Genomic DNA, 26,265 nt, shown 5'->3' with positions numbered 1-26,265 from the left:
CGAGCGGCGATGACGACCGCGCTGCGGTACGGGCTGCTGAGCACCCTGGCGGTGCTGGTGCTGGCGCCCTTCGCCGGGATCGCACTGGCCTCGGTACATCCGGCCGGCGGGCAGGTCGGCGCGTTCTCCCTGCCCGAGCAGTGGTCGTGGTCCAACTTCGCACTCGCTTGGGAGGCCGGGAACTTCAGCCGACTGATGTGGTCCAGCGTGGTCATCGTCGCCTTCGTGGTGCCGCTGACCGTGTGCCTGGCGACGCTGGCCGGGTACGCGCTGTCCATCCTGGGTGTGTGGGGCGGCAAGGGCATCTCCCTGGCCTTCGTGCTGGGCCTGACCCTGCCGGTGGAACTGCTGGTCATCGCCCTGTACTTCAACCTGCGCGAGGTGGGTCTGACCAACTCCTACACCGGGGTGATCCTGGCCGAGATCGCCCTGTTCCTGCCCTTCGGCGTGTACTGGATGCAGTCGCACTTCGCCTCGGTGCCCCGGGAGTTGGTGGAGGCCGCCCGGGTGGACGGGGCCCGCGACCACACCGTGCTGGCCCGGGTGCTGCTGCCGATCTCCTGGCCGGCCATCACCACCCTGGCGGTGCTGGTGTTCATGTGGTCGTGGAACCAGTTCCTGCTGGTGCTGGTGATGATGCAGGACCCGGCCCTGCGCACCGCACCCACCGGGCTGGGCTTGTTCGTGGGCCAGTACGGCACCGACATCCCACTGCTGTCCGCGGCGAGCCTGCTCGTGATCGCCCCCATCGTGGTGGTCTACCTGGTCTTCCAGCGCAGCTTCGTCAACGGTCTGACCCAGGGGGCAGTGAAGGCCTGAAAGCCCCGGGTAGGGATCGGGTCGGGCACGCGAGAGAGAGGAGCCTTCCATGGGTTCACCGGAGGCCGCCTACCGGGCGGGCGAGGGCGGTGCCCTCGACGTCGACACCGATTTCTACGACCGGTTGGCGGCAAGCACCGATGACCGCGCCGTGGTGGAGCGGTTCACGATACCGATCCGTTCGGGCCGGGCCTGGCGGGTGCCCGCCGGTCACCTGTTCCGGATCATCGCCCCGGAGGGGCCGCAGGTGGGCGACCTGAACCTCTGGAACGGGCACAACCCGCGCGAGCGGCTGTGGGCGTCGCGCACCCGCCAGTTGCAGAGCGCCCATGTGTCCACCCACGACCGCTTGTGGTCCACCCTGCCCTACCTGCGGCCGTTGGCCACCATCACCGCCGACTCCCTGGCCTGGTACGGCACCGACGCCGAGGGCGGTCGGGTGCACGACCTGTTGGGGACGCGCTGCGACCCGTACGTCAACCGGATGCTCACCGGTGCGGACTTCGACCTGCACTGCCACTCGAACCTGACCCGGGCGGTGCTGCCGTACGGGCTGACCGAGTTCGACGTGCACGACGTGCTCAACGTCTTCCAGTGCACCGGTCTCAACGACGAGGACCGGTACTTCATGAAGACCTCACCGGCCCGGCCTGGTGACTTCCTGGAGTTCTTCGCCGAACAGGACCTGCTGTGCGCCCTGTCCACGTGTCCGGGCGGTGACCTGTCGGTACCGCTGTGGGGCCCGGACGCACGCGACCCGATCGAGGTGTGCCGCCCGCTGGCGGTGGAGGTGTACCGGCCCGCCCCGAAGCTGTTGGAGGGGTGGAGCATGCCGCCCACCGCCGCCTACCGGGGCTCGCACGGCCTGCGCACCTGAACCACCCCACTCGAAGAGCAGGGCCGTTCACACCAGGTGTGGACGGCCCTGCGGCTGCGAGAGCCCGACCCAGTGGAGGTTCATGCACGGGAGGACTCCTGGGGGACACGTCTCGATCATTCGAAAATGATTATCAACGCCACACCTAAGCCCGGCACTGGGACCCCGGGCTCCGGCGGGACGGTGTAGAGTGCGAAAACGGTTTTCATTTTCATCATGAGAGAGCACGCCATGGAGAGGAGCATCCGATGCGTATCGCCCTGGTCACCGGCCTACACGGGTCCGCGCGGCAGGAGGCCGTGAACGACCTACTGGCCGCCGTCCCACGTGCCATCGCCGTCCACCACGACATGCGGGACATCGGCGAAGGCGCCGTGCACCGTGTGGTGCGCGACCGTTCGAGCCCCGCGGAGAGCGAGCAGGTGGACCTCGACCACGTCTGCGCCTCCTGCACCCTGCGCGAGGATCTGATCCCCTTCCTCCTGCGCGCCGCCGCCGGCGGCCGACACGACCTGTGCGTCGTGGAGTCCTGGGACGGAGTGGAGCCCCGCTCCATCGCCGAGAGCATCGCCGAACAGGAGGAGCTGCGCCTGGCCACCGTGGCCACGGCCGTCGACGTGGACCGACTGACCACGGATCTGGGCTGCCACGACGACCTGAGCGACCGTCGCCTGGACATCGCCCAGGACGACACCCGAACGGTCGCCGAGGTCCTCGGCCGCCAGATCGAGTATCCGAACGTCATCGTCCTGCGCGGCGCACGGACCGCGCGGACCCACCGACAAGCCCAGGCGCTCATCCGACAACTCAACCCCGCGGCCGCGATCGCAGGCTCGGGCACCGACCTTCGAGACTTCCTCGACGCCGAGTTCGATCCCCGGGCCGCCCACGCCCGGACCAACCCGGCCTGGGCCCAGTACGCCGGACACCCCGAGGAACTGGGCGTGATCACCACCGCCTGGACCAGGACCCGACCCTTTCACCCCGAGCGACTCGCCGAGGCCTTGGAGCGGATCGTCGGCATGATCCTGCGCGGCAGGGGCCGCTTCTGGCTGGCGAGCCAACCCGACGTCCTCCTGGTCTGGGACTCCCACCAGGACCTGCTCATGGTGGAGAACGGTGGCCCCTGGATGGCCGCCCTGCCCGACGCGGCCATGGACCTGGTCGCGCCGGCCCGCCGCGCCTCCGCCCTCCTGGACTGGAATCCACGGGTGGGCGACCGTCGGCAGCACCTGGCCTTCACCGGAATCGGCATGGACACCGGCGCCCTGCTCTCCCTACTGGAGTCGTGCCTGGTCACCGCGGACGAAGCCGACCAGGAATTCCTGAACGATCCCTTCGCCGAGTTCTCAGAGAGGTGACCATGACCACCCGAGAGCGCAGCACCGCACGCCCGTGAGATGGCGTTGCTGACCCACCAGGAAGGAACCCACCGTGTCCCGCATCTGCCAGGTAACCGGCAAGGCACCCGCGTTCGGCCAAGCGATCTCCCACTCCCATCGACGCACCAAGCGCCGATTCGACCCCAACATCCAGAGCAAGCGTTACTGGCTGCCCGGCGAACGACGCTTCGTCAAGCTCCGGGTCAGCGCCAAGGGGATGAAGGTGATCGACGCCCGGGGGATCGAGCGCGTGGTCGCCGACATCCGTGCCCGAGGAGAGAAGGTCTAATGGCCAAGAAGAGCAAGATCGCCCGCAACGATCAGCGCAAGGCCGTGGTCGCCCGCTACGCCGAGCGACGCGTCGAACTCAAACGGCTGATCAAGAGCCCGCACACCGGTGAGGAGGCACGCGCCGCCGCCGTGGCCGAACTGCGCCGCCAACCGCGCGACGCCAGTGCCACCCGGGTGCGCAACCGCGACTCCGTGGACGGGCGCCCCCGCGGCCACCTGCGGAAGTTCGGCCTGTCCAGGATCCGCTTCCGCGAGCTGGCACACCGAGGAGAGCTGCCCGGGATCACCAAGTCCAGTTGGTGACCGGCCCGGACCGACCGGCACGATCCGGTCGGTCCACGGGGGCAGGACGCCTAACGTCCACGGTGCGCATTCGGAACGGACTCCACCACTCGGCCCTCGTCCAGGGTGAGGAGGTGGTCGGCGCCGGCGGACTCGTCAGGGAAATGGGTGGCGTGGACGATGGTGGTCTCGCCGCGCAGCTCGGCGATCACCCGCGCGATGTGCTCCCTGGCCTGACGGTCCAGCCCGGCGGAGGGCTCGTCCAACAGCAGTAGGTCCGCCTCCTGGGCCAGCCCTTGGGCGATCAGGGCGCGCTGGCGTTGTCCTCCGGACACCTCGCCCAGTTGGCGGCCGGACAGGTCGACGATTCCGACCCGGTCCAGTGCCCGATCCACGATCGCGTGGTCGCGCCGGTCCAATGGCCGCCAGGGTCCGCGATGGGCCCAGCGCCCCATGGCTACCGCGTCGCGCACCGTGAGCGGCAACGTGTCGGGGACCGCGCTGCGCTGGACCACGAAGGCGGGACCAGCGCGCGAGGCCCGCACGATCTCACCGCCACGCGGCTTGAGGGTGCCCGCCAGAACCGCGAGCAGGGTGGACTTGCCCGCGCCGTTGGCTCCGACCAGCGCCGTGATCACGCCTTGGGGGATGTGCGCGTCGACCCCCTTCAGCACGTCCTCGCGCCCATACCCCGCGTGAACACCCCGCAACTCCGTGTGGATCATCCGCTTCCTCCGCCTTCCCCTCGTTCGACCCGATGTTAAAACGATAATGGTTATCATTGTAGAGTGTCTCATCATGGAAGCACTGATCGATCCGTTCGGGGTCACCTTCGTCCAGCGGGCGCTGTGGGGCGGCGCCCTCGTCTCCCTCATCTGCGCAATCGCGGGAACGTGGGTCGTCCTGCGGGGAATGGCCTTCCTCGGGGACGCGATGTCGCACGGCATGCTCCCCGGGGTGGCCCTGGCCGCCCTGCTCGGCCAGAGCCTGTTCCTGGGCGCCGCCCTGGCGGCCGGGGCCATGGCCGCGGGGGTCACCCTGTTGAACCGCTCCCCGCGACTGTCTCAGGACACGAGCATCGGACTGTTGTTCGTCGGCATGCTCTCCCTCGGCGTCATCCTGGTCTCGCACTCGGCCACGTTCGCCGTCGACCTCACCGGACTCCTCTTCGGCGACGTTCTGGCGGTACGCGAACGCGACCTGTGGCACCTGGGGATCTGCCTGCTGGTGGCGATGGTGATGGCGGTTCTGGGACACCGGGCCTTCATAGCCCTGGCGTTCGATCCCCGCAAGGCGCACACCCTCGGGCTGGCCCCGCGCGCGGCCCACGCCGCGATGCTCGCCCTGGTCACCCTGGCCGTGGTCGCCTCCTTCCACGTGGTCGGCACCCTGCTGGTGTTCGGCCTGCTGATCGCACCTCCCGCGACGGCCGTGCTGTGGGCCAGGAGCGTGCCGACGATCATGTGCGCCGCCGCCCTGATCGGCGTCGCCTCGACCTACGTCGGATTGCTGGCCTCCTGGCACTGGGAGACCGCGGCCGGGGCGAGCATCGCGGCGACCGCCGTGGCGTTCTTCTTCGTCTCGGTGGCGCTCTCGGCCCTGCGTTCTCGACTCACGCGACGAGAACGCCCCACGGCCCCCTCCTCCACATCCCCTTCCCACCCTCGACTCGAAGAGAGGTCGATGACCCCGTGAGACCCCTGACCACAGCGAAGGCCGCAGCCGTGGGGCTGTGCACCCTGCTCCTGGCCGGCTGCGCCGGAGAACCACCCCGGGACGAGGCACCCGAGGCCGAGGAAACACCCCACGGCTACGTCGAAGGGGCCGAGGAGGCCGCCGAACCGCAGTCCCGGCTGGTCCTGGCCGACGCCGACAGCGGCGAGGTGCGGCTGGTGGACCTGATCACCGAGGAGACCACCGAACTCGGCACCGTCCCCGGAGCGGACGGCATCGCCGGGGATGGCCGGTTCGCCTATCTCAACTCATCCGGTGATGGGATGACGGAGGTGTTCGACAGCGGAGTGTGGACGGTCGACCACGGCGATCACAACCACTACTACCGGACCGGCTCCGGGCCGGTCGGCGCACTGGACGGGGTCACCACCTCCTCGGTCGTCACCGACACCGTGCTCACCTCGGTCATCGATGACGCGGGCACCTCCCTGGTCCTGGAACGGGAAGGGTTGGAGGACGGAACGGTCTCCACCGCCGACACGACCTCCGAGGAAACGTCGCTCGCCCTGCCGTTCGGCGGTGGCCTGGTCGCCGTGGACGACGATGGCGCGGTCCAGGCCCTGAACAGGGACGGAGAGTCCGCCGAGACGTTGGACGAGACCTGCGCCGACCCCCGAGGGGCGGCCGTCACCCGCCGCGGCCTGGTCGTGGGCTGCGATGAGGGCACCCTGCACCTGACCGAGGAGGACGACGCCCTCGAAGCGTCCGTCCTGCCCTATCCGGGCTCCGGGCGCGTCGACTCCTTCCACCACCGCCCCGGCTCGGCGGTCCTGGCCGCGCTGTCCACCGACGGTGATCCGTGGGTCCTGGACCTGGCGGCGGACGAATGGCGTTCACTCGACCTCGACGACACCGTGGCGGTGACCTCGGTCGGTGAGGACATGCAGGTCCTGGCCTTGGACGGTGACGGCACCCTGCACTCCCTGGACTCCGAGACCGGGGAGGAGATCGCCCGAACATCGCTGGTGGCGACCGTCGACGCCGAACATCCACCCGCGCTCCAGGTGGACACCTCCCGCGCCTACGTCAACGACGCCGAGGCCGGCCTGGTCCACGAGATCGACTACAACGACGACCTTCGCACGGCCCGCACCTTCGAGGTGGACATCGTGCCGCACCTCATGGTCGAGACGGGACGGTGATCGACGTGCGTCCCCGCAAGGCTTTGGCCGCGCTCACCGTCACCGGACTCGTCGTCGCGCTGGGCGCCTGCTCTCCCGACGACGGCGGTGAGGGAATCGTGGTGACCACCAACATCCTCGGCGACATCACCCGAGAGATCGTCGGCGACCAGGCCGAGGTGACCGTACTGATGAAGCCCAACGCCGACCCGCACTCCTTCGGTATCTCCGCTCAGGAGGCCGCGAGGTTGGAGAACGCCGACCTGGTCGTGCACAACGGTCTCGGCCTGGAGGAGGGGATCGCGCGCAACGTCGCCGCCGCGGAGGAGGCGGGCGTGCCCGCTCTGGAGGTCGGCACGAACGTCGACCCCCTCCCCTACACCTCCGACGAGAGCGAGGGCGAGCCCGACCCGCACTTTTGGACCGACCCGGCCCGTGTGCTCATGGCGGTGGACCTGATCACCGAACACGTGGTCGAGGAGGTCGACGGGGCCGACGCCGACACCGTGCGCGCCAACGCCGATGCCTACACCGCCAAAGTCCAGGAACTCGACGCGTGGATGGGCGAGGAGTTCGCCGCCCTGCCGGACGAGGACCGCCGGCTCGTGACCAACCACCACGTCTTCGGCTACCTCGCCGACCGCTACGACTTCGAGGTCATCGGCGCGGTCATCCCCAGCGGCACGACCCTGGCCTCGCCCAGCACCTCCGACCTCAAAGACCTCTCCGACGCCGTCGCCGAAGCAGGTGTCTCGGCCGTCTTCGCCGACTCCTCCCAACCCGACCGGCTGGCCACCGTCATGGCCGAGGAGGCGGGGGTGGAGATCGAGGTCGTCCCGCTCTACTCCGAATCCCTCACCGAGGAGGGCGGGGGCGCCGCCACCTACCTGGAGATGATGCGCGCCAACACCGAAGCCATCGCCGCCGGACTCGGCGGCGACTGACCCGATCTCCGGGTTCCCACGTCGTGGTCTCCCGCCACGGCCGTTTTCTCCCACACCGAAAACCGAAAGAGAACCATGCGCACACCACACCACCGACGCCGGGCCGCACTACCCGTCCTGCTCTCCGCGGGGCTGTTGCTGACCGCCTGCGGCACCGACGACGACACCGCCTCCGAGGCCGGAGCGGAAACCTCCGACGAGACCGGCGTCTCGGCGAACGAACCGATCGTCACCACCTTCGACGGAGGCCTCTACGTCCTGGACGGACAGACCCTGGAGGTCGCCCAGGACATCGAACTGGAGGGCTTCAACCGCCTCAACCCGGCCGGGGACGAGCGGCACGTGTTCGTCTCCACCTCCGAGGGCTTCCAGGTCCTGGACGCCGTCGGCGCGGAGCAGACCGACACCGTCTTCAGCGCCGACACCCCCGGACACGTGGTCCGGCACGCGGGTCGCACCGTGCTCTTCGCCGACGGCACCGGTGAGGTGACCGCCTTCGACACCGACGCCCTCGGCGAGGGGATGCCCGAGGACCTGGACACCTACACCACCGAGGAGGCCCACCACGGTGTGGCCGTGGAACTGGAGAACGGGGAACTGCTCGTCACCCTCGGGGACGAGGAGGAACGCGTCGGCGCCGTCGTCTTGGACGAGGACCGCGAGGAGGTCGCCCGCAGCGAGGAGTGCCCCGGCGTGCACGGGGAGACCACGGCCCAGGGCGAGGCCGTCGTCATCGGTTGCGAGGACGGCGTCCTGACCTACCAGGACGGCGAGTTCACCAAGGTGGACAGCGAGGACGACTACGGGCGCATCGGCAACCAGGCCGGATCCGACGACTCCCCCGTCGTCCTGGGCGACTACAAGACCGACCCGGACGCCGAACTGGAGCGGCCCGAGCAGGTCGCCCTGGTCGACACCGCCGACGCCTCCATGACCCTGGTCGACCTGCCCGCCAGCTACACCTTCCGTTCCCTGGGCCGTGGCCCCAACGGTGAGGCCCTGGTCCTGGGCACCGACGGCGCGCTGCACGTGATCGACCCCGAGACGGCCGAGATCACCGACAGCGTCGAGTTGATGGACGAGTGGGAGGAGCCGCTGGAGTGGCAGCAGCCCCGTCCCGCCCTGTTCGTGCGCGGTGGCACCGCGTACGTGACCGACACCGCCACCGACCAGGTGCACGCCGTGGACCTGGCCAGTGGTGAGGTCACCGCCTCGGTGACGTTGGCGGAGACCCCCAACGAGCTCAGCGGGGTCGACCACTAGCCTCCGAACCGCCGCCGGCCCCTCTCATCACGGAACGCGGTGGCCGGCGGCTCGGGTGAGTTCGTACCACTCCGGGCGGCTCAGGGGCAGTTCCGAGCCCTGGGCCGCACCGGTGACCCGTTCGGGTGTGGTGGTGCCCAGCACGACCTGCGTCCGCGCGGGGTGCCGGGTGATCCAGGCGGTGGCCACCGCGATGGGCGGCACGTCGTACTTCTCGGCGAGACGGTCGATGACGGCGTTGAGCTCGGGGTGTTCGGGCGAGCCCAGGAACACGCCGTCGAAGAACCCGGCCTGGAACGGTGACCAGGCCTGCACGGTGATGTCGTGCAGGCGGGCGTGGTCCAGTACCCCGCCGCCGTCGAGGGTCGCGGACTGGGGCTCGCCCATCATGTTCGAGGCCAGGCCCTGGGTGATGATCGGGGCGTGGGTGATGGACAGTTGGAGCTGGTTGGCCACGATCGGTTGGCGCACGTGCTTGCGCAGCAGGTCGACCTGGCGGGGCGTGTGGTTGGAGACCCCGAAGGCGCGCACCTTCCCGGCCGACTCCAGGTCGTCGAAGGCCCGGGCGACCTCCTCGGGTTCGACGAGCGCGTCGGGCCGGTGCAACAGCAGGATGTCGACGTGGTCGGTGTCCAGGGCCCGCAGCGAACCCTCGACGGAGGCGACGATGTGCTCGTAGGAGTGGTCGAAGTAGGGCCCCTCGGGGACGATGCCGGCCTTGGTCTGGATGGTGAGACCGTCGCGTTCGGCGGGGGTCAGGCGCATCGCCTCGGCGAAGCGACGTTCACACGCGTGGGTGGTGGGCCCGTAGATGTCGGCGTGGTCGACGAAGTCGATCCCGGCCTCGCGCGCGGCGTGGACCAGGGTGCGGATCTGTTCGTCGGTCTTGTCGGCGATGCGCATCAGGCCGAGCACGACATTGGGAACGGTGATGTCCGTTCCGGGCAGGGTGAACGTCTTCACGTGGGGTCCTTTCCGATCGGGCGCCAACCTTACTTGACGGCGCCCATGGACAGGCCTCGGACGAGTTGGCGCTGGGCGGTCCAACCGATCACCACGATGGGCAGCGACGCCATGACCACGGCGGCCGACAGTTGCGCCACGAACAACCCCTCACTGGTGATGAAGCCGGTGAGGAAGACCGGGACGGTGGCGGCCTGGGCGGCGGTCAGGTTCACCGCGAAGAAGAACTCGTTCCACGCGAAGATCATGCAGATCAGGGCGGTCGCCGCGATGCCCGGCGCCATGATCGGCATCATCACCGACCACAAAACCCGACCCAGTCCCGCCCCCTCCACCCGGGCGGCCTCCACGATCGCCTTGGGCACCTCCAGGAAGAACGAGCGCAGCATCCACACCGCGATGGGCAGGTTCATCGCCGTGTACAGCACCACCAGGGTCCAGATGTTGTCGAGCATGGACAGGTGTGCGGCGGCGACGTAGATCGGCACGACCACCGCCACCACCGGCAGCATCTTCGTGGAAATGAAGAAGAACAGCACGTCGTTGGTGCGCTTGACCGGGGCGATGGACAGCGCGTACGCCGCGGGTATGCCCAGGGCCAGCACCAGGAGCGTGGAGGCCAGGGTGGCGATCACGGAGTTGCCCAGGTAGGGCATGAAGTCCGCGCCCAGCACCGCGGCGAACCGGTCCAGGGTGGGTTGGAAGAAGAGCGTGGGCGGGTCGGTGGCGGCCTGGTTCTCCTGCTTGAACGCGGTCAGCACCAGCCACAGGACGGGTGCGACGAACACCAGGCCCACGAGCCAGGTGAACACGCTCAGGGCGATCGCGCCGATCGGCCGGCGCGGCCGGTGCGGGACGCGGGTGTCGGCGGAGGCCGAGGGTGCGGTGGCCTGGGCGGTCACGATGTGGCCTCCTGTGCGTTCATGAACGTGCGGAAGATCAGTCGCAGCGCCAGCATCGCCACGAGGATGGTGCCGACCACCACCACGACGCCCATCGCCGCCGACTGACCGATGTCGAAGCCGAGGAAGGTGCGCTGGTAGATGTAGAAGGGCAGGTTGGAGCTGGCCGTGCCCGGGCCGCCCTGGGTCATCATGTAGATCGTGTCGAAGGTGTTGACCACGTAGATCGACCCCAGCAGGACGCCCAGTTCGATGTAGCGGCGCAGGTGCGGCAGGGTGATCCACACGAAGCTCTGCCACCTGGAGGCGCCGTCGACCTGTCCGGCCTCCAGGGCGTCGGTGTCCTGGCTCTGGAGACCGGCAAGGACCAGCAACGTCATGAACGGGGTCCACTGCCACACCAGGGCGATGACCACGGACACGATCGGTGTCTGGGAGACCCAGTCGTAGGTTTCCACGCCCAGTGGGGAGAGCACGAAGTTGATCAGGCCGAACACCGGCTCGAACATGATGTGCTTCCACAGCAGCGCGGTGGCCACCGGCAGGATGAGGAACGGGGTGATGATGAGGGTGCGCACCACGCCCCTCCCCCAGAATTTCCGGTCCAACAGCAGGGCCAGGCCGACGCCCAACAGCATCGCCACCACCACGCAGGCGGCGGTGATGAGCACCGTGTTGGCCGTCGCGGCGAGGAACTGCCGGTCGGTGAAGACCGCCAGGTAGTTGGTGAGCCCCACCCACGCCTGGGAGTCGGGGCGCACCAGGTTCCAGGACCTGAGCGAGTAGACGATGGTGGCCAGGAACGGCAGCTGGGTGACGACCAGCATGAACACCAGCGCGGGCAGCAGGGGTGCCCGGCGCACCCACCCGGCGGCGCGTGGGCCGCGACCGGTGCGGGCCGCGGGTGCGGTCGGTTTCCCGGACGTCTTCTCGGCGGGTGCCGTCGCCGTGCTCATCGCCCGTCCTCCTTGTAGGTGTCGCCGACCGTCTCGGCGTACTCCTGGCTCTGCGCGAGCGCCTCTTCGACGGTGATCCGTCCGGCGATGGCGGCGCTGAGCTGTTGACTGACCCGGGTGCCCAGGTCCTGGAACTCGGGGATGGCCAGGAATCCGATGCCGTCGTAGGGGACGGGTCGGGTGCCCGGGTCCTGCGGGTCGGCCTCCTCGATGCCCTGGAGCATGGGTTCGGCGTAGGCCCCCGCGACCTCCTGGTACGCGGGCTCCTCGAAGGTGGACAGTCGGTTGCCGGGCGGGACCCGCTGCCAGCCGTACTCCTCGGCGACCGTGCGCACGTAGTCCCGGTCGGTCATCCATTCCAGGAAGGTCCAGGCCTCCTCCTTGTGCTCGGAGGTGGAGGGGATGCCCAGGGCCCAGGCGTAGAGCCAGCCGCCGTAGTCGCTCTCGGCCACCGGGGCGGGCGCGTAGCCGTTGAGTCCGGCCACGGTCGCGGTGTTCTCGTCCTCGATGGTGCTGACCATGGAGGTGGAGTCGTAGAACATGGCCGCGCGGCCCTGGGAGTAGTGGTTCAGGCAGTCACCGAAGCCGCTGTTGGCGGCGCCGGGCTGTCCGTGTTCGCGGACCAGGTCCACGTAGAATTCGGCGGCCTCCTGGAACTGCGGGGAGTCGAGTTCGGCGTTCCACTCCTCGTCGTACCAGCGGCCGCCGAAGGTGTTGAGGACGCTGTTGAACGGGCTGAGGACCTCACCCCACCCGGCCAGGCCGCGCATGCAGATCCCGGCCACGCCCGGCTCCACCCCGTCGAGTTCGGCCGCGAGATCGGCGACCTCGTCCCAGGTGGGGTTCTCGGGCATCTCCAGGCCGGCCTGTTCGAACAGGTCGGTGCGGTAGGTCAGGAAGGACGACTCCCCGTAGAAGGGCACCGAGTACATGTCGCCGTCCACGGACAGGTCCTCGCGCAGGGAGGGGATGAAGTCCTCGTGGTCGTAGCCCTCGGATTCGTCGATGAGGGGTTGCAGGTTCTCCAGCCAGCCGTACTCGGCCCACTGACGGGTCTCGTAGTTGCTGATCATGACGGCGTCGAACTCGCCCCCGCCGGTGGCCACGGACGTGGTGATCTTGGCGCGGGCCTCGTTCTCGGGCAGGGACACGAAGTCGACCTCGATGCCGGGGTTCTCCTCGCGGAACTCGTCCTGCAGGGAGATCGCGTCCTGCATCTGTGGGTTGGACACGATCGCGACGGTCAGTCGGACGGCCCCCTCCCCCGCGGAGGTGGCCCCCGCCCCGGCGCAGCCGGTGAGCAGGAGCGCCGAGGCCGCCACGGCGGTGGCGCCGGTGGTGAAGGTGGTGGTGCGCACGGTGGTGCCTTTCCGGCTCAGGCGGAGGTCTCGGGGACGACCTGGATCTTGACCCCGCTACCGGCCCGCATCATGGCCAGTGCCTCCGGGAACTTCTCCAGGGGCAGGGTGTCGGTGAGCAGCGGCGCGGTCTGGATCGCCCCGGAGGCCATGAGGTCCACGGCGGCTCCGTAGCTGTTCAGCACGGCCATGGAGCCCACGATGGTGATCTCGTCGTTGTAGATCCGGAAGGGCGAGAGCGAGATCTGGGCCTCTCCGTCGGCGACCCCGAAGACGAGCAGGCGTCCCCCTCTGCGCAGGGACATGAAGGCCGCTTCGATGGCGGGGGGCGCCCCGGTGACGTCCACCGCGGCGTCGAAGCCGTCGGCCGGTCCGACACCGTCCAGTTCGGTGACGTCGGTGGCGGTGTGTTCGGCGCCCAGGTCGGCGGAGATGGCCAGGCGGCGGGTGTTGCGGTCGACCATCGTCACCCGGGCACCGGAGCTTTGGAGCAGCTGTTGCAGGAGCAGGCCCATGGTGCCGGCGCCGATCAGCAGGAAGCGTTCGCCGTTCTCCACGCCGATGCGTCGCACGCCGTGCACGGCGCAGGACAAAGGTTCGACGAGGGCGCCCTCGCGCATGCTCATCGAGTCGGGCATGCGGTAGCAGTTGGCGGCGGGGACGGCCACGTACTCGGCGAAGGCGCCGTCGACGGTATCGCCGATCGCGCCCCAGTTGGCGCAGAGGTTGCCGCGTCCGGCACGACAGTACTCGCAGTGTCCGCAGAACAGCGAGGGGTCGACGGCCACCCGGTCGCCGGGGCGCAGGCCCCCGGGGGCGCGCTCGCCGACGGCGGTCACGGTACCGGCGAACTCGTGGCCGGGCACCAGCGGGTAGGGGCTGGGCGGGAACTCCCCGTCGGCGATGTGCAGGTCGGTCCCGCAGATGCCACAGGCTCCGACCCGGACGACGACTCCGTCGGGGGCGGGAGTGGGTTCCGGGCGGTCTCCCACGGCGAGGGATCCCGGTTCGGTGATGATGGCGGCGCGCACGGCTGAACCCTCCCGAAAGCATGATCGCTCGTTTGAGCGATCTGTGTCACAGATGTTCGTACATTCAAAGCCCACCGGAATCAGCGTGTCAATGGGTGGAGCAACAATCGAGTACACTCATGCACATATGAGCGATCGGCGCAGTGACCCTACCCCCGACGGCCCCGCGGAGATGGTGCGGCTCGCCGCGATAGCCCGCAGGTTCTACCTGGAGGGACGCTCCAAGGTGGAGATCGCCGAGGAGTTCGGACTGAGCCGGTTCAAGATCGCCCGCGATCTGGAGACCGCTCGAACGAGCGGGATCGTGCGCATCGACATCCGGTTGCCCGCGCGGCTGGCCGGGGAACAGTCCGAACGGCTCAGAGAGGCCTACGGGCTGCGGCGGGCCATCGTCGTGGACGCCTTGGAGGACCCACTTGAGACCCGCCGGGCCCTGGGTTCGGTGGCGGCTCGACTGCTGGCCGAGATCGTGCGCCCCGACGACGTGCTGGGACTGGCCTGGAGTCGCGGCCTCCAGGCCATGGGCGCGGAGATGGTCGAACTGCCCCGGTGCACGGTGGTGCAACTCAACGGGGTGCTCTCGGAGCACACCGAGGCCGGCGGGTCGGTGGAGACGGTACGCAGGGTGGCGCGGCTGTCCGGTGGCGCGGCGTACCCGATCTACGCGCCGCTCATCCTGCCGGACGCGGCGACCGCGCGGACCCTGCGCGCCGACCCGGGCATCGCCGCCGCGTTCGGGCACTTCGATCGACTCTCCACCGCCGTGGTGGCCATCGGCGGATGGGACGAGCACAACTCGACCGTCTATCCCGCGCTGACCCCGCGGGCGCGCGAGCTGTACACGGCGCTGGGCGTGAGCGCGGAGATGTCCGCCCGGCTCTTCGACTCCGAGGGGCGGCGCATCCACACCGACCTGGACGAGCGGGTCATCAGCATCGACACCGACCGACTGCGCGAGGTTCCCGAGGTGGTGGCGGTCGCCGGAGCCGGCGACGAGGCCAAGGCCCGGGCGATCGGCGCGGTACTCAAGAGCGGGTTGGTCTCGACCCTGGTGACCGACGGCGACGTGGCGAAGGTACTGCTCGAAGGGTTCTGAGGGTGGCCGCCTCCACCAAAGGTCGTAGACGCGGTCTCGACCCGCGCCCGATGCGGCGAGGGGGCGCCCTCCACAAGGCTGGGATCACACACGAGAAGGAGATCCGTGATCCCCATGAAGACCGACCCACCCACCCGCCGGCACCGGACCCCGGTGACCCTGGCCGCCGCCCTCGGCGCCCTGGCCGTGCTCGCCACCGGGTGCGCCTCCGGCTCGGCCGACCCGGTCGCGGCCACCCCCCCCCCCGTGCCCCCCGTAACCGCCGAACTCACCGAGGAGAACGTCAACGCCTGGTTGGACGGATTGGTCCCCACGGAGTTGGCGAGGACCGAGATCCCCGGCGCCTCGATCTCCGTGGTCCACGACGGTGAACTGCTCACCGCCCGCGGCTACGGCTACGCCGACACCGGCGTCGACGGGGAGGAACCGGTACCCGTCGATCCGGAGGAAACCCTCTTCAGGGTCGGTTCCGTCTCCAAGGTGTTCACCGCCACCGCCGCCATGCAACTGGTGGAGCGCGGGGAGATCGACCTGGACACCGACATCGACGAATACCTCGACTTCCCCCAGCCCAAGAACTTCGACGAGCCCATCACGATGCGGCACCTGCTGACCCACACACCCGGGTTCGAGGAAAGCATCGAAGGGGCCATCCTCGCCGAGGGCGCCGAGACCGATCTGGCCCAACGTCTGAGCACCGACCCACCGGAGCAGATCTACCCGCCCGGTGAGGTCCCGTCCTACTCCAACCACGGCAACTCGCTCGCCGGACTCATCGTCGAACAGGTCAGCGGCGTCCCCTTCGACGAGTACGTCCGGTCCGAGGTCCTGGAACCACTCGGCATGGACTCCTCCTCCTTCGCCCAGCCGCTACCCGACGACCTGCGGGAACGTCTGGCCGGCGCCTATGAGGTCACCGGCGGCCCCGCCCAACCGTTCGAGACGGTCGCCGAGGCCCCCGCCGGCGCGTTCACCGCCTCGGCCACCGACATGGCGCGGTTCATGCTCGCTCACATGCCGCAGGAGGGCGAGGGGGAGATCCTCGAACCCGCCACCCTGGAGCAGATGCACGCCCCGGCCCTGGACGAGGACGTCCTGGGCCCCATGGCGGGTGGACCGCGGATGACGCTGGGGCTCTTCGAGGAGGACCGTAACGGTCACCGCATCCTCGGGCACGGCGGGGACACCCAGCACTTCCACACCGAGATGCAGTTCCTGCCCGAGGCGCGCAGCGGCATCTTCGTGACCCTCAACGGCAGCGGCAACGCGGACATGGCCAGCCACCTCCTGCGCATGGACATCGTGGACGGATTCTACGACCGGTACTTCCCCGCCGAGGAGGGAAGCGTCGAGGACGCCTCGGTCGAGGACACGGCCGCCGAACACGCCGCCCTCGCCGAGGGCTCCTACATCAGCTCACGGCAGATGGAGAGCAACTTCCTCGCCACCCTGAACGTCCTGGGGCAGACCCGGGTACAGGACCTCGGCGACGGGACGATCCTGGTCTCCCCCGGACCGGAAACGTTCGTTCCAACGGTCTACGAGGAGATCGAACCGTGGGTGTGGCGCCAGGTCGACGGGCACAGCGTGATCACCATGCGCCCGGACGAGGACGGGCAGAGCGTCGAGGCCATCGGCTTCGCGTCGGCGTTCGCCCTGCTTCCTGTCGACGGTGAGCGTCAGCAATCGGTGGCGTTGCCGATCATGGCGGCGGCGGTGCTCATCCTGGTGGTGACCGTGCTGTCGTGGCCGATCGGGGCCCTTCTGCGGCGCTGGGCCGGCAAACCCGGGCGCGGCCGCGAAGGTCGACTCGCCCGCGTCCTCACCAGGGTCGGTGTGGGATCCACCGTGGTGGCGCTCTCGTCCTGGGTGTCGGTCGTCATGGTCATCATGGAGTTCCAGACCGTCCCCACCCTGGTGCTGCGCTCGATCCAGGCGCTGCAACTGCTCGGGGTCCTGGCGATCCTGCCCGCGGCCTGGAGCCTGTTCCAGGACCTCCGGCGGCGCGCGGGATGGAAGTATGTGGTGGGCGGTGCCCTGGTCCTGATCGCCCTGTTGATCGTGCAGTGGTTCGCGGTCACCTTCGGGCTGCTCTTCCCCAGCGTGTCCTACTAAGGCGAGAGGTCATCACCATGGATCGGTCGGCGACGCACCGTTTCGATCATCTGCTGGACGGTCTGGGACTGCGGGGGGACACCCGCCGCGACATCGCCCTGGGTCTGCTGGTGGCAGCGGTGTCCGTCGCCGTCCTGTGGGTGTCCCTGCCCGCCTTGGAGGCGTTGGAGGGCCTCGTGCTCGCCCGGGGAACGATCGTCTCCGCCGGCCTGGTGTTGCTGACGCAGGCCCTTCCTCTGGGGCTGCGTCGGCGGAACCCGGTCCTGTCCCTGGTGGGGGTCGCGGCGCTCCAGGTGTTGCTCGCGGCCCTGACCCCGGCCGGGTTCAACTTCCATGGGCCGGCCCTGTTCATCGCCGCCTACACCTGCGGCACCGTGCTGTCACTGTCGCGGTTGTCGGTCGTGCTGGTGGCGTGCGCCCTGGTGTACGGGACGGCGGAGGGCCTGCTCACGGGTGCTCTGGCGCCGGCCGCAGGAGTTTCCCTGGTACTGCCGGGCGAACCACCTCCCTGGGTGACGGCACCGATCCTGACCGTGCCGGCGCTCCTCATCCCGGGCCTGATCGGCATCTACGTGGGGACCCACCGCCGTTACGCGGAACTGGTGAGGCTGCGCGACGCCGAAGAGATACAGGCGCACAAGGAGCGCGCACAGACCGCGATCCGGGCCGAACGCACCCGCATGGCGCGGGAGCTGCACGACATCGCCGCCCACCACCTGTCCGGCATGGTCGTCCAGGCGGGGGCCGCCGAACGACTGATCGGTCGCGACGACGAGGCCGCCCGCCACGCGATGGACTGGGTGCGTACCCAGGGCAAGGAGACCCTCACCGGCCTGCGGGCCGTGGTGGGGGCACTACGCGACCCGGACGAGGAGGAGGCGCGGCCCGGCCACGAAACGGAGGTCCGGGACGCGCCGGTTCCGGGACTGGCCGCCGTGGAACGACTCGTGTCGACGGAACGGGAACTGGGCACCGACCTTCGCCTCGTTCGTGAGGGCAGCCCCTACGAACTGCCACCGATCGCCGACGTGACCGCCTATCGGACGGTGCAGGAGGCACTGACCAACACCCGTGACCACGCCGCCGGCGCGAAGGTGTCCGTACGGTTGTGGTACCGACCCGCGCGGTTCGCGTTGGAGGTCGAGAACGAGAGGGGCGGCACCCCGGATACCGACCGGCGCCACCGAGGGCTCGGGGTGTTGGGGATGCGTGAGCGCGCGGACGTGGTCGGCGCGAGATTGGACGTGGGGCCCACGGACGGCGGGGGCTGGCGGGTTCGGTGGGAGATTCCGGTGGAGCGGGAGGAGACGCGTTGATCAGGGTGCTGCTGGTGGACGACCAGGCCATCGTTCGGACCGGGTTCCGGGTCATCCTGGAGTCGGCCGAGGACATCGAGGTGGTGGGCGAGGCCGGTGACGGGCCGAGCTCCGTGGAACTGGCCCGTCGGCTGGAGCCCGACGTGGTGCTCATGGACGTGCGCATGCCCGGTGGCGACGGCTTGTCCGCGACCCGGGAGATCCTGGACCATGCCGGCGGGCAGCCGCCCGAGGTGCTGGTCATCACCACGTTCGACCTCGACGAGTACGTGTTCGGGGCGCTGGAGGCCGGCGCGTCCGGGTTCGTCCTCAAGGACACCGACCCGGACGATCTGGTGGAGGCGGTACGGCGGTTGGCGCGAGGGCAGGGGTTGATGGACCGGTCGGTGACCCGGCGGGTGATGGCCGAGTTCGCCCGGCGGCGACCGCCCAAGGAGCGCGCCCCCGAGGTGGTGGACCTGCTGACCTCGCGCGAGGCGGAGATCGTTCGGATGCTGTCCAAGGGGATGTCCAACGCGGAGATCGCCGAGGTGTTGTTCATCGAGACCAGCACCGTGAAGTCGCACCTGGGGCGGGCGATGACCAAGATCGGTACCCGGGACCGGCTTCAGACGGTGGTGTGGGCCTACCGGACGGGTGTGGCCCGGCCTTGAGGCGTCGAGTACCTCAAACCAGTTCGAGGGTGGTCAGGCAGGTCGGGTCGTCCGCACCGGTGGAGATCGGCGTACTACCGGAGCGGCCCTCGTACTCGACGGTGACGGTCGCGTCGATGTCGCCGGGCAGCCAGTAGCCGACGAACCCGTTGTCGAAGGTGGGGGCGGTCTCCTCCACCAGCACGGTGTCGTCGGCGTCGTCGGTGATGGTCACGGTGACCTCCTCACCGCGCAGCTCGCCCATGCAGGAGGTGAGGCTGTGGTGGAAACAGTCGTGGGTCCGGTCCACGTAAGGGGCCATGGACAGGTAGAAGAGGTCCTCGGGCAGGTCGAGTTCGACCTCTTCGCCCCCGGCGGTGTCGGACAGGAGCAGTGAGCCGGGCCGCACCGAGGCCATGAGGTCGGTGGGTCGATCCTCCACGGCCATGAGGTCGAGGCGGTCGACGAGCTCCCGGGGGTCGAGCCCTTCGAGGTCGTCGAGCCCATGCGCGGCCAGGAGTTCCGTGACCTGGTCCGCGGGGGCGCCCTCTTGGGTCTGTGGAGCGGCGCACGCCGTGAGTGCGAGCGCCGCGGCGGCGACCGTGGCCATGGCCGTGTACCTCATGTCCGATTCCCGTTCCGATCCCGTGGTCGACGTCGAGCGGGATCATCCTATACCCGCCCGGGGTACCCGGCTCGGCGGATCGGTGGAACGTGCGGGGTCCTACCTCAGCAAGCGCTCTCCTCGGCCTCTTCGGCGGTGACGCCGCCCAGGTCGTCGGTGATGGACAGGTCGGTCTCGGCCGAGGAGTCGCCCGAGAGACCGTTCCAATCGGTACCCGCGACGAGTTCGAGGGTCTGCTCCAGCCCTTCGGTTTCCTCGGTCACGGCGTTGTCCAGGGAACCGGCGAGCAGCTCGGCCGCCGCCTCGTCGCCGGGGCCGTGGTAGACGGTGGTCGCGGCGGGGGCGCGCAGTTCGGGGTTTCCGGTACCGGTGACCACGAAGCCTTCGTCGACCAGGAGGGTCTGGATCTCCAGGGCGAGCCCGTCGATGCCGGTGTTGTTGACGATCTCGACCGAGATCTCGGGTGGATCGGCCGCGTCGTCCCCGTCCCCGTTCTCTCCCCCGGACACATCCGCTCCCGCGTTGATCGCCTCGAACAGCTCCGTGGCCTGGGGCCGGCTCATCATGATGCGGTTCTCGTCGTCGGGGTGCGCCCCGTTGGGGACGGTGATGAACTGGACCCGGTTCAGGTCGACCTCGCGCATGGAGATGGCCAGGTCGGTCATGATATCGACGGTGAGGTCGTCGTCGGTGCTGATGGAGTCGGTGACGGCGCGGAGGAAGTTGGTGATGGTGACCGGGTTGGTCATGACGTCGCTGCTGAGGACCTCGCGGAGCATGGCGCCCATGAACTCCTGTTGGCGGTCGATCCGCGACAGGTCGCTGCCGTCCCCTTGGGCGTAGCGGGAACGCACGAAGCCCAGGGAGTCCTCGCCGTCGAGTGTCTGGAGTCCGGCGTCCAGCTGTAGGTGGGCCTTGGGGTCGTCGACGGCCTCGGGGATGCACATCTGCACCCCGCCCAGGGCGTCCACCATGTCCTTGAACCCGGTGAAGTCCATCATGAGGAAGTGGTCCAGGTGCACACCGGTCACCTGTTCCACGGCGTTCCACTGGCAGCCCACCCCACCCAGGGTCATGACGGAGTTGATCATGCCCTGCTGGGGGTCCATGCCCTCGTAGCCCTCCGACGCTTCACAGGCCGGCAGGTCGACCATGAGGTCGCGGGGCAGGTTGACCAGGGTGGCGGCGCCGTTGTCCACGTTGATGCTGGCGATGAGCATGGTGTCGGGGCGTTCGCCCTCGGCCTCGCCGTAGTCGGCGTTCTCACCCGAGCGCACGTCGGAGCCGATGATGAGGAGGTTCATGACCCCCTCGACGCTGGTGGGCCGGTCCCATTCGTCGGTGTCCACCTGCGTGGTGGTGATGTTGCCGATCAACCCCTGGTACCAGCCGTAGCCGCCCAGACTTGCGACGATGGTCAACGCCGTGACGACACAGGCGACCCGCTGTCCAGTGGACAACCGAGGGGATGGTGGACGTGACAACCCCTCCTCCTCTCCCGTTTCCGACCGAACCCGCCCAGCGTGTCAGTGGTTGCTGAGTTCTTCCTGAAACGAACCTGAAGGTCGCCTTCAGGTGGGGAGCGAAGAAGGGGCACGAAACCGCCGGAACCCCCGGTCACCGACCGTCAGTGGTCCGCGCGGACATCCACGACCGCGCCCGAGAGGTCGAGGATCACGTGGTACTCCTGATCGTCGGAGCCCCGCACCCGGACCTCCCACCCGCGCCGGCCGGCCTCGTCGACGCGCTCGGTTTCGGTGGCCCGAGCCCCCTCTCCGACCGCTTCCTCCGCGGCGAGGGCCACCTCACCACGGCCGGCCTCTCCCGAGGCCCCGGAGTCCTCCCACGGGGCGGGCCCGCCGTCGGTGTCGCGCAGGGGCGACCCATTGATGGTGAACACACCGGCGTCGTCCCTGTCGGAGTCATAGCGCACACCGAGTGTGACCTCGGCGCCCTCCAGGGCACGCAGTTCCGCCAGGACCGGGTCCGCCACGCCGTCGCCATCGAAGTCCCCTACGATCGCATCGGTGAGCAACCACGCGCGAGGGCCGACGTCGACCCCGACACCCGCGACGTACCAGTCCTCGACGGCCGCACCGGAACGCAGGCCACCGACCAACTGCTCAAGGCCGTCGACCGGCCGGGAGGGGCCCTCCCCCACCGGGGAGCGGAGGGTGGGAGCACCGGTGAAGCCTTCGAGACGGATCGTGTCGACCGTCCTTTCCGGGTCCCCGAGCAGGACGTACCCGCCCATGGCCAGGGCCGACAAGGCGGCCGCGCAGGTGAGGAGGAACCTCGGCAGGCGTCGCATCATCGGCTCCTTCCTCGATGGGGTGTCGGGCGAACCTCATTGTCCACCAGCGCGATGATGGGAACCTGAAACCAACCTGAAGCCCGTTTTCAGGTTCCCCTCATGCTGGGCTCAGCATCGACCGGCATGCTGGAGCGGTCCAAGGAAGCAGGAGGGTGCGGCGCGGTGACGATTCTGGTGGTGGAGGATGAGGAGGGCATCGTCTCCTTCGTCCGGCGCGGCCTGGAGGACGCCGGGCACCGGGTGGTGACCGCCTCCGACGGTGTCGACGGGTTGGTCATGGCCCTGTCCACCGATGTCGACCTGATCGTCCTGGACCTGGGGTTGCCGCACCTGTCGGGTGAGGAGGTCCTGCGTCGGCTCCGCCTGCGCCGCCCCTCGGTACCGGTCATCGTGCTCACCGCCAAGGACGCGGTCAGTGATCGGATCGCCAACCTCGACGCCGGCGCCGATGACTACATGGTCAAACCGTTCAGCGTGAACGAACTCCTGGCCAGGATCCGCGCCCGGCTGCGTACCGGCGGTCAGGACCATACCGACACCCTGACCGCCGGGGACATCACTTTGGACCTGGGACGGCACACCGCCTTCGTGGACGGTGCCGCCATCGCCCTGTCCGCCCGGGAGTTCGACCTGTTGGCGGTCTTCCTGCACCACCCCGGTCAGGTGTTCTCCCAAACCCGGTTGCTGGACCTGGTCTGGGGTTACGACTTCGACGGTGCCTCCAACGTCGTCGAGGTCTACATCAGCCAACTGCGCCGCAAACTCGGAGCGGATCACATCCAGACCGTGCGCGGTGTCGGCTATCGCTTGAGCGACGGCGCCAGGTGAGCCTCACCGAACGCGTGGTCCTACGGTCCCTGCTGGTGATGGTGTTGGTGGTGGGCGGTATCACCGCCCTGACCTATGAGCTGGTCCTGGTCTCCGGCCGAAACGACGTCGACGGCCTGCTGAGTCAGGAGTCCGAGCTCCTGAGCGACACGTTGGGGGAACAGATGCCCACCGCCGCCGGGCTGGACGGTGTGGTGTCGGGCCCCGAGGCCGAGCGCGCCGCACGCCGGGCACTGTCGATCCGCCCCAGTGGGGCCCGACATGTCTCACTGATACACGTCGACGGGGTCCGTCTGCAGAGCACCGGAGGCCCTTCCAAGGTCGCGGGGCTCATGCGCGGCGACGACGCGCCCGCTTCGGTCCCCGGGGTCGCCCGAACGATGGACACCGACGTCGGCCGGATCCGTGTGCTGGACACTCCCGTCACCGACGCGACCGACGAGGAGATCGCCGTGATCACCGTCGTCGCGCCCTTGGACATGGTCCACGACACGGCCGCCACGGTCCTGTTGGTCACCGCCCTGGCCGGAGGGATCGGTGTCGGCGGCGGCGGGATCGCGCTGTGGTTGGTGGTGCGTCGCACCTTGGCCCCGGTGCGGGAGGTGTCGGCGGCCGCGCAGGGGATCTCCCCCGCCGACCTCACCACACGTGTGCCCGTCCCGAAAACCCACGACGAGGTCAGGGAGCTGGCCACCGAGATCAACCGGATGCTCACCCGTATCGAACAGGCGGACACGGGTCGGCGCCGCTACCTGGCGGCGATCTCCCACGAAGTACGCACCCCGCTCGCGGTCGCCGAGGGGCACCTGGAGTTACTGGGAGGGCCGGAGGCGGAGATCGTGCACGCCGAACTCGAACGGTTGCGTCGGGTCCTGGAGGACCTCATGGCGGTGGCACGCGGCGGCGACGAGATCGACGCCGACCGCGGTCCGGTGTTCCTGCCCGACCTCTTCGATGCCGTGCGGGCCAGGATCGAGTCGCTCCCCTTCGCGCGATCAGTGGTCTTCCAAGAGGCCTCGCCTCAGGTCGTGCTCGGAGACCAGGCCAGGTTGGAGCAGTGCCTGATGAACCTGATCTCCAACGCGATCGACCACAACCCACAGGACGTGGTCGTCGACGTGGCCACCGACGTCGACGAGGGCACCGTGGCCCTGACCGTCACGGACGACGGAACCGGGGTCGATCCAGAACTGCTCCCGCACGTGTTCGAACCGTTCGTGACGACGCGCTCCGACCAGTCGGGGAGACTCGTCGGTCTGGGGTTGCCGATCGTACGATCCCTGGTGAAGGCGCAGGGCGGCCGTGTGGCCATAGAGAGTGGGCCCCAGGGGAGTTCGGTCCGTATCCTCCTGCCCATCGCCACAGCCTGAAGGACGACCCGGCGGGGAAGAAGGTCCTGTTCCCCCCTTGCCGGACAGCCAGACTAAACGTAAGGTAACTTTCCAATACCAGGGGTCACCGAACCCGTACCCACGACCGACGTGACCCACAGGGATCGACTCCGCCCGCCACGCCCCTTGGGCCCCTCCCCCCGGAGCACGCCATGCGTACCCTGACCTCCTCGACCGCCGCCCTCCTCACCGCGGTCGCCCTCCTGCACACCCCCGCCGCCGCCTCCGCCGAGACCAAGGAACCGGTGCCCACTGCGGCGACCCTGGTCTGGTCGGACGAGTTCGACGGCCCCGCCGGCTCCGCCCCCGACCCCGCCAATTGGAACCACGAGACCGGCGACCACGGCTGGGGCAACAACGAACTGCAGAACTACACCGACAGCCGGGCCAACTCCGCACTGGACGGCAACGGCCACCTCGTCATCACCGCCCGCCAGGAAGCCGACGGTTCCTACACCTCCGCGCGCATGACCACACAGAACAAGGTCCAGCCCCAGTACGGCAGGATCGAGGCACGCATCCAGATCCCGCGAGGACAGGGCATCTGGCCGGCCTTCTGGATGCTGGGCGCGAACTTCCCCCAAACACCTTGGCCGGACTCCGGCGAGATCGACATCATGGAGAACATCGGCCGCGAACCCCACCTGGTGCACGGCAGCCTGCACGGACCCGGATACCACGGCGGCAACCCCCTGACCGGTTCGTACATGCATCCGCAGGGGTGGTCCTTCGCCGACACCTTCCACGACTTCGCCGTGGACTGGCGGCCCGGATCGGTGACCTGGTCGGTCAACGGCAACGCCTACCAGACCTACACCTGGGAGGACACCCGAGGAAACCCGTGGGTGTACGACCAGCCGTTCTTCATGATCCTCAACGTCGCCGTGGGCGGCGACTGGCCGGGCTACCCGGACGGCAGCACACAGTTCCCGCAGGAGATGCGCGTGGACCACGTGCGCGTGTACTCCCTGGACTGACCGAGTGAGCGGCGGGGGTGTCAGGTCCGGGGCCGTCCGGGCCGGGCATCCCCGCTTTCCCCTGGTGAAGCGGCTTCCCACAGGACGAAGGACACCGCGATGATCACCGACGCACAGATCCGAGCCACGCTGACCGACTACCTGCGACGTCACCCCGAAGAAGCGGCCGCGCTCGCCGAACCGGCCCGAATGCTGAGCCAGGGCCGCGACCTCGCCTCACGTCGGACCTTCCCCATGCACGTCACCGTCGGCGCCCTACTCGTTCGCCACCGGGCCGAGATCCTGCTGGTCGAACACCGCGCCTACGGCCTCACCCTGCAACCCGGCGGCCACCTGGAGCCGACCGACTCCACGCTGATCGCCGGCGCCGCACGCGAGTTGGTGAAAGAGACCGGCGTCGACGTGGGCACGATCGCCCCTGGTCCGCCGGTTCCCGTCTATGTCGAGTTCGGCGAGGTCCCCGCCCGACCGGAGAAGGACGAGCCCGCACACTTCCACCTCGACTTCGGATACGCCTTCGCCACGAGTTACGCGGAGATCGGGCGTGTACAGGAGTCCGAGGTCGAGAGCGCCGAGTGGTACCCGTTGGAAGTGGCCGAGCGTCTTGTCGGTCCCCGTGTGGGGCGGGCCGTGAACCCGTCGAGTCGGTTTTGGTGAGCATTGGTGAGAGGTCCTCCAGCATTTGCCGGTGGGAGAGCCTCTGGGTGGGATCTCTGAACGGATCTCTGCACTCGGGATACGGACCACGAGCTGCGGGCTGCGTGCCATGGGCACCGTCTCGATCTCCACGATCGATGACACCCCATGAGAGCTCCGGGGTGATCTGGGGTGATCTGGAACGGTGTCGGGTGGATGCGTGGGGCGCCTGGGGTCGAGAGCCTGCCGGTGGTTGGGCGGGGTGGGGGTGGGTTCTCCCTCCTTCCCCGCCGCGTGATTGTTGCCGCCCGCACCGCACGCGTCAAGGCGATGGTGTGTGCTGTAGCGATCGGGCTGGTGGCCTTGACCCGTGCGGTGCGGGCGGCGGTTTGGCGGCTATCGGGGAAGGGGG

At 69.1% G+C, this 26,265-nt stretch carries 26 protein-coding genes; 17 read left to right on the top strand and 9 right to left on the bottom strand.

Annotated features, from left to right (window positions below; genetic code table 11):
• Positions 1–9: 9 nt before the first annotated feature.
• The 5 genes from BQ8420_RS29375 to rpsN all read left to right on the top strand — a co-directional run bounded on the left by BQ8420_RS29375 (position 10) and on the right by rpsN (position 3,672).
• Positions 10–819: a carbohydrate ABC transporter permease gene (locus tag BQ8420_RS29375; RefSeq protein WP_369825562.1), complete on the top strand. Its 810-nt coding sequence runs from the start codon at positions 10–12 to the stop codon at positions 817–819.
• 49 nt (positions 820–868) lie between these two features.
• Positions 869–1,696, top strand: coding sequence for a DUF1989 domain-containing protein (locus BQ8420_RS29370; RefSeq protein WP_087103450.1), 828 nt, complete (start codon positions 869–871; stop codon positions 1,694–1,696).
• 248 nt (positions 1,697–1,944) lie between these two features.
• The gene (locus tag BQ8420_RS29365; protein ID WP_087103448.1) at positions 1,945–3,057 is read left to right on the top strand and encodes a GTP-binding protein; all 1,113 of its coding nucleotides are present in this window, start codon (positions 1,945–1,947) and stop codon (positions 3,055–3,057) included.
• Between the two features lie 73 nt (positions 3,058–3,130).
• Positions 3,131–3,367, top strand: coding sequence for a 50S ribosomal protein L28 (gene rpmB / locus BQ8420_RS29360; protein WP_087103446.1), 237 nt, complete (start codon positions 3,131–3,133; stop codon positions 3,365–3,367).
• Positions 3,367–3,672, top strand: a complete 306-nt coding sequence (gene rpsN / locus BQ8420_RS29355; protein ID WP_087103444.1) for a 30S ribosomal protein S14 — start codon at positions 3,367–3,369, stop codon at positions 3,670–3,672. The genes rpmB and rpsN overlap by 1 nt, the downstream gene beginning before the upstream one ends.
• 50 nt (positions 3,673–3,722) lie before the next feature.
• Here rpsN and aztA read toward each other — a convergent pair whose 3' ends face one another.
• Entirely contained in the window at positions 3,723–4,376 is a 654-nt protein-coding gene (aztA, locus tag BQ8420_RS29350) for a zinc ABC transporter ATP-binding protein AztA (protein WP_087103442.1), read from the bottom strand.
• 73 nt (positions 4,377–4,449) lie between these two features.
• On the opposite strand from aztA, the gene aztB reads away from it, so the two are divergent.
• The 4 genes from aztB to aztD all read left to right on the top strand — a co-directional run bounded on the left by aztB (position 4,450) and on the right by aztD (position 8,713).
• Positions 4,450–5,346 (top strand): zinc ABC transporter permease AztB, encoded by an 897-nt coding sequence (aztB, locus tag BQ8420_RS29345; protein ID WP_087103439.1) that lies wholly within the window; start codon positions 4,450–4,452, stop codon positions 5,344–5,346.
• Positions 5,343–6,527, top strand: a complete 1,185-nt coding sequence (locus tag BQ8420_RS29340) for an ABC transporter (protein WP_087103437.1) — start codon at positions 5,343–5,345, stop codon at positions 6,525–6,527. Before aztB ends, BQ8420_RS29340 begins: the two co-directional genes overlap by 4 nt.
• Before the next feature lie 5 nt (positions 6,528–6,532).
• The gene (gene aztC, locus BQ8420_RS29335) at positions 6,533–7,450 is read left to right on the top strand and encodes a zinc ABC transporter substrate-binding protein AztC (protein WP_235006560.1); all 918 of its coding nucleotides are present in this window, start codon (positions 6,533–6,535) and stop codon (positions 7,448–7,450) included.
• Between the two features lie 75 nt (positions 7,451–7,525).
• Entirely contained in the window at positions 7,526–8,713 is a 1,188-nt protein-coding gene (aztD, locus tag BQ8420_RS29330) for a zinc metallochaperone AztD (protein ID WP_087103432.1), read from the top strand.
• A gap of 27 nt (positions 8,714–8,740) precedes the next feature.
• On the opposite strand, the gene BQ8420_RS29325 is transcribed toward aztD, so the two are convergent.
• From BQ8420_RS29325 to BQ8420_RS29305, 5 genes are read right to left on the bottom strand one after another with little or no spacing between them, the layout of a single operon-like run.
• Positions 8,741–9,676, bottom strand: coding sequence for an aldo/keto reductase family oxidoreductase (locus BQ8420_RS29325; RefSeq protein ID WP_087103430.1), 936 nt, complete (start codon positions 9,674–9,676; stop codon positions 8,741–8,743).
• 29 nt (positions 9,677–9,705) lie between these two features.
• Positions 9,706–10,578, bottom strand: coding sequence for a carbohydrate ABC transporter permease (locus tag BQ8420_RS29320; RefSeq protein WP_200816146.1), 873 nt, complete (start codon positions 10,576–10,578; stop codon positions 9,706–9,708).
• On the bottom strand, positions 10,575–11,534 hold the full coding sequence (locus BQ8420_RS29315; protein WP_087103428.1) for a carbohydrate ABC transporter permease: 960 nt from the start codon (positions 11,532–11,534) through the stop codon (positions 10,575–10,577). The genes BQ8420_RS29320 and BQ8420_RS29315 overlap by 4 nt, the downstream gene beginning before the upstream one ends.
• The gene (locus tag BQ8420_RS29310; RefSeq protein WP_087103426.1) at positions 11,531–12,892 is read right to left on the bottom strand and encodes a sugar ABC transporter substrate-binding protein; all 1,362 of its coding nucleotides are present in this window, start codon (positions 12,890–12,892) and stop codon (positions 11,531–11,533) included. Before BQ8420_RS29310 ends, BQ8420_RS29315 begins: the two co-directional genes overlap by 4 nt.
• 17 nt (positions 12,893–12,909) lie before the next feature.
• Positions 12,910–13,923: a zinc-dependent alcohol dehydrogenase family protein gene (locus BQ8420_RS29305; RefSeq protein WP_087103424.1), complete on the bottom strand. Its 1,014-nt coding sequence runs from the start codon at positions 13,921–13,923 to the stop codon at positions 12,910–12,912.
• Positions 13,924–14,095: 172 nt separating this feature from the next.
• On the opposite strand from BQ8420_RS29305, the gene BQ8420_RS29300 reads away from it, so the two are divergent.
• From BQ8420_RS29300 to BQ8420_RS29285, 4 genes are all read left to right on the top strand, one after another.
• Positions 14,096–15,019, top strand: coding sequence for a sugar-binding transcriptional regulator (locus BQ8420_RS29300; RefSeq protein ID WP_087103502.1), 924 nt, complete (start codon positions 14,096–14,098; stop codon positions 15,017–15,019).
• 114 nt (positions 15,020–15,133) lie between these two features.
• Complete coding sequence (locus BQ8420_RS29295) at positions 15,134–17,134, top strand: serine hydrolase (RefSeq protein ID WP_087103421.1); 2,001 nt, start codon at positions 15,134–15,136, stop codon at positions 17,132–17,134.
• Between the two features lie 17 nt (positions 17,135–17,151).
• Positions 17,152–18,450: a sensor histidine kinase gene (locus BQ8420_RS29290; RefSeq protein ID WP_087103419.1), complete on the top strand. Its 1,299-nt coding sequence runs from the start codon at positions 17,152–17,154 to the stop codon at positions 18,448–18,450.
• A complete protein-coding gene (locus tag BQ8420_RS29285) occupies positions 18,447–19,103 on the top strand; it encodes a response regulator transcription factor (protein ID WP_087103417.1) in 657 nt (218 codons plus the stop codon). The genes BQ8420_RS29290 and BQ8420_RS29285 overlap by 4 nt, the downstream gene beginning before the upstream one ends.
• A gap of 13 nt (positions 19,104–19,116) precedes the next feature.
• Here BQ8420_RS29285 and BQ8420_RS29280 read toward each other — a convergent pair whose 3' ends face one another.
• The 3 genes from BQ8420_RS29280 to BQ8420_RS29270 form a co-directional block, all read right to left on the bottom strand.
• Positions 19,117–19,707: a CueP family metal-binding protein gene (locus BQ8420_RS29280; protein ID WP_087103415.1), complete on the bottom strand. Its 591-nt coding sequence runs from the start codon at positions 19,705–19,707 to the stop codon at positions 19,117–19,119.
• Between the two features lie 104 nt (positions 19,708–19,811).
• Positions 19,812–21,191: an LCP family protein gene (locus BQ8420_RS29275; RefSeq protein ID WP_087103413.1), complete on the bottom strand. Its 1,380-nt coding sequence runs from the start codon at positions 21,189–21,191 to the stop codon at positions 19,812–19,814.
• Positions 21,192–21,334: 143 nt separating this feature from the next.
• Positions 21,335–22,021 carry a PepSY domain-containing protein gene (locus BQ8420_RS29270; protein ID WP_087103411.1) on the bottom strand — a complete coding sequence of 229 codons (687 nt, stop codon included), beginning with the start codon at positions 22,019–22,021 and terminating at the stop codon, positions 21,335–21,337.
• A 162-nt stretch (positions 22,022–22,183) separates the two neighbouring features.
• Between BQ8420_RS29270 and BQ8420_RS29265 the strand changes: the two genes are divergently transcribed.
• From BQ8420_RS29265 to BQ8420_RS29250, 4 genes are all read left to right on the top strand, one after another.
• Entirely contained in the window at positions 22,184–22,849 is a 666-nt protein-coding gene (locus BQ8420_RS29265) for a response regulator transcription factor (protein ID WP_087103409.1), read from the top strand.
• Positions 22,846–24,219: a HAMP domain-containing sensor histidine kinase gene (locus BQ8420_RS29260; protein ID WP_087103406.1), complete on the top strand. Its 1,374-nt coding sequence runs from the start codon at positions 22,846–22,848 to the stop codon at positions 24,217–24,219. Before BQ8420_RS29265 ends, BQ8420_RS29260 begins: the two co-directional genes overlap by 4 nt.
• A gap of 173 nt (positions 24,220–24,392) precedes the next feature.
• Positions 24,393–25,217, top strand: coding sequence for a family 16 glycosylhydrolase (locus tag BQ8420_RS29255; RefSeq protein ID WP_087103404.1), 825 nt, complete (start codon positions 24,393–24,395; stop codon positions 25,215–25,217).
• Positions 25,218–25,316: 99 nt separating this feature from the next.
• Positions 25,317–25,874 (top strand): NUDIX hydrolase, encoded by a 558-nt coding sequence (locus BQ8420_RS29250; RefSeq protein ID WP_087103402.1) that lies wholly within the window; start codon positions 25,317–25,319, stop codon positions 25,872–25,874.
• Positions 25,875–26,265: the final 391 nt, after the last annotated feature.

Origin of the sequence: Nocardiopsis sp. JB363 (assembly GCF_900143625.1) — a bacterium.
GTDB lineage: Bacteria > Actinomycetota > Actinomycetes > Streptosporangiales > Streptosporangiaceae > Nocardiopsis.
Note: the sequence above shows the minus strand (reverse complement) of the source record. Positions and strands in the feature narration are given on the sequence as shown.